Genomic DNA, 2,073 nt, shown 5'->3' on the forward strand with positions numbered 1-2,073 from the left:
CAAGCGATTGCTTAATCTTGCAGGATGCTCGGCAAGAGACTTTTCCTCGCAGATAGCGCACGTATCACTGGTTATGATACGCTACAATTTGCTTGCCTCGGTAAAAAGGAGTCTGGACTACGAAACAATCGGTGGGTTGTTCAACGATATTTTTGCCGGAGTACACGAACTGACTGTTATGGAGAAGATATGGGCAATCATATTAGAAGTAGTGGCAGTCGTGGCTGAACTCACAGGGGCTGATGAAGAGCAACTGATGATACAGATCATAGAAAATGACAGACGACTTGCAGCACTCCGAGCGTACGCTCAAACGGCTTGATTTCTAAATCCGAAACTTGAGTATTTAATGATATCGTCGAATTGGCGAAATCAAATAGTCCTGAATTCCTTTCTCTTTTCTCAAAGGGCTATCCCGAATTCGTAGAAGCAATAAAGAGACTCGATCCTAATATAAGAAGTTCGGAACTATCGTTCTTTGCTTTAGCTTTCCTCAACTTCTCTACCAAAGACATTGCAGCGTTCACCTTTGTTACTCCAAGAGCTGTGCAGATCAGAAAAAACAGAATGAGGAAGAAGTATGACATTCCCTCGGAAGTGGACTTTAATAAATGGACTAGAGAGTTACTCTTGGTACAGAATTCTTATCGCGTGGTAACATGAAAACACCCTTGTTTTAGTTCATACTTGATGTAGCACTTATTCGCCTTGCTCATATCGGCTAGCACCTCCGAAAGCACCAATTTAAGCGTATCTGCGCCAACGCTCTGCAACGGGCGTCCATCGGGATCTTCGACCTTGGAAAATCGTTTCCAGCTTACATCGAAGGTGGTTCCGAAGAAATGAGCAGAGTTTTCGGACGCATTGCCATTGCGCCTGCGCAACCGTTTCACATCGTCTTTGGTGCGCAACACTGAGGTCACTATAATATGATTGGGATTTAATCCTTTGGCAAGCAACGAGTCAAGAAAGATCAAACCGATACTATCGAGCAACGCACCTGCACGGGGCACTAAGTAAGGGAGAGAGTGCGTTAAAGAGTCGACCACGTAGTGCTCGTTCGTTGCAATATGCACCAATCCGTCCGTCATCTGCTCGGCCTCTTGACGAGAAGCAATGGGGCGGATGCCTAACGCATGGGCGGCCTCCAGGTGTTTATCGTTCAAGTCACCAAACGATCGTTTGTAACTTATCACCCCTTTGATGTGGCGGGGTTCATTCAGTTTTAGAGACATATCTTTCTCTTTACAACCCGAGAGTAAGAGAGCGATTGCGCAACAAAGCGACAATGGCAGCGAGCGATAGGCATATTTCGGTGTTATCATCCGTTCGTGTTCTTGATTTTTAAAAGATGCAAATATAGCTTGTTTGTTTGTTACAAAAAAACACTTGCAAATTAATTCGGCAAGAATCTTCCAACTATTCAAACGTTTCATTAAATTTGCAGTCTATTTCACACACGTGTGTGAGCTTTTAAATTGATTCAATGATAGAAAAGCTAATTGTTCTTGAAGACATTGATCCTGTTGTGTTTTTTGGGGTCAACAATACAAACATACAGTTAATAAAAGCACTATACCCCAAATTGCGCATCGTTGCCCGTGGCAATGTAATTAAAGTGATGGGCGACGAAGAAGAGATGTGCTTGTTCGAAGAGAACATCCTCAAACTCGAAAAACACTGTGCAGCCTACAACTCACTCAAAGAAGAGGTGATCATCGACATCATTAAGGGCAATGCGCCACAAGCCGAAAAGATTGGGAACGTGATCGTATTCAGTGTCACCGGTAAGCCCATCATCCCCCGCAGCGAGAATCAGTTAAAGCTGGTCGAGGGTTTTGAGAAGAACGATCTGGTGTTTGCCATCGGCCCGGCCGGTTCGGGCAAAACCTATACAGCCATCGCACTAGCGGTTCGTGCGCTGAAAAACAAAGAGATCCTTAAATCCGCAGTCATATTATTTTCAGAGAATCCAAACACTTGAGGATGAATAACATCCTCAAGGTTTGGTTATGTCACAAGATTCACCTAAATTAGTGCTACCAAACAAACCATAAAGGTACTTGTGCATAT

General features: G+C 43.9%; 2 protein-coding genes and 2 pseudogenes. 3 read left to right on the forward strand and 1 reads right to left on the reverse strand.

All coding sequences use genetic code 11. The annotated features are described in order from the left end of the window. Positions 1 to 322 (forward strand): annotated as a pseudogene (locus TY03_RS22930) (IS4 family transposase); the annotation flags it as partial. Between the two features lie 41 nt (positions 323 to 363). Beyond that, on the forward strand, positions 364 to 663 hold the full coding sequence (locus TY03_RS22535; protein ID WP_148335686.1) for a hypothetical protein: 300 nt from the start codon (positions 364 to 366) through the stop codon (positions 661 to 663). On the opposite strand, the gene TY03_RS15975 is transcribed toward TY03_RS22535, so the two are convergent. Next, positions 645 to 1,325 (reverse strand): DUF5715 family protein, encoded by a 681-nt coding sequence (locus TY03_RS15975; protein WP_042371858.1) that lies wholly within the window; start codon positions 1,323 to 1,325, stop codon positions 645 to 647. The genes TY03_RS22535 and TY03_RS15975 overlap by 19 nt on opposite strands. Before the next feature lie 161 nt (positions 1,326 to 1,486). On the opposite strand from TY03_RS15975, the pseudogene TY03_RS15980 reads away from it, so the two are divergent. Then, a pseudogene (locus TY03_RS15980) lies at positions 1,487 to 1,945 on the forward strand (PhoH family protein); the annotation flags it as partial. Positions 1,946 to 2,073 lie beyond the last annotated feature (128 nt).

This window comes from Bacteroides neonati (assembly GCF_000499785.1).
Lineage (GTDB): Bacteria > Bacteroidota > Bacteroidia > Bacteroidales > Bacteroidaceae > Bacteroides > Bacteroides neonati.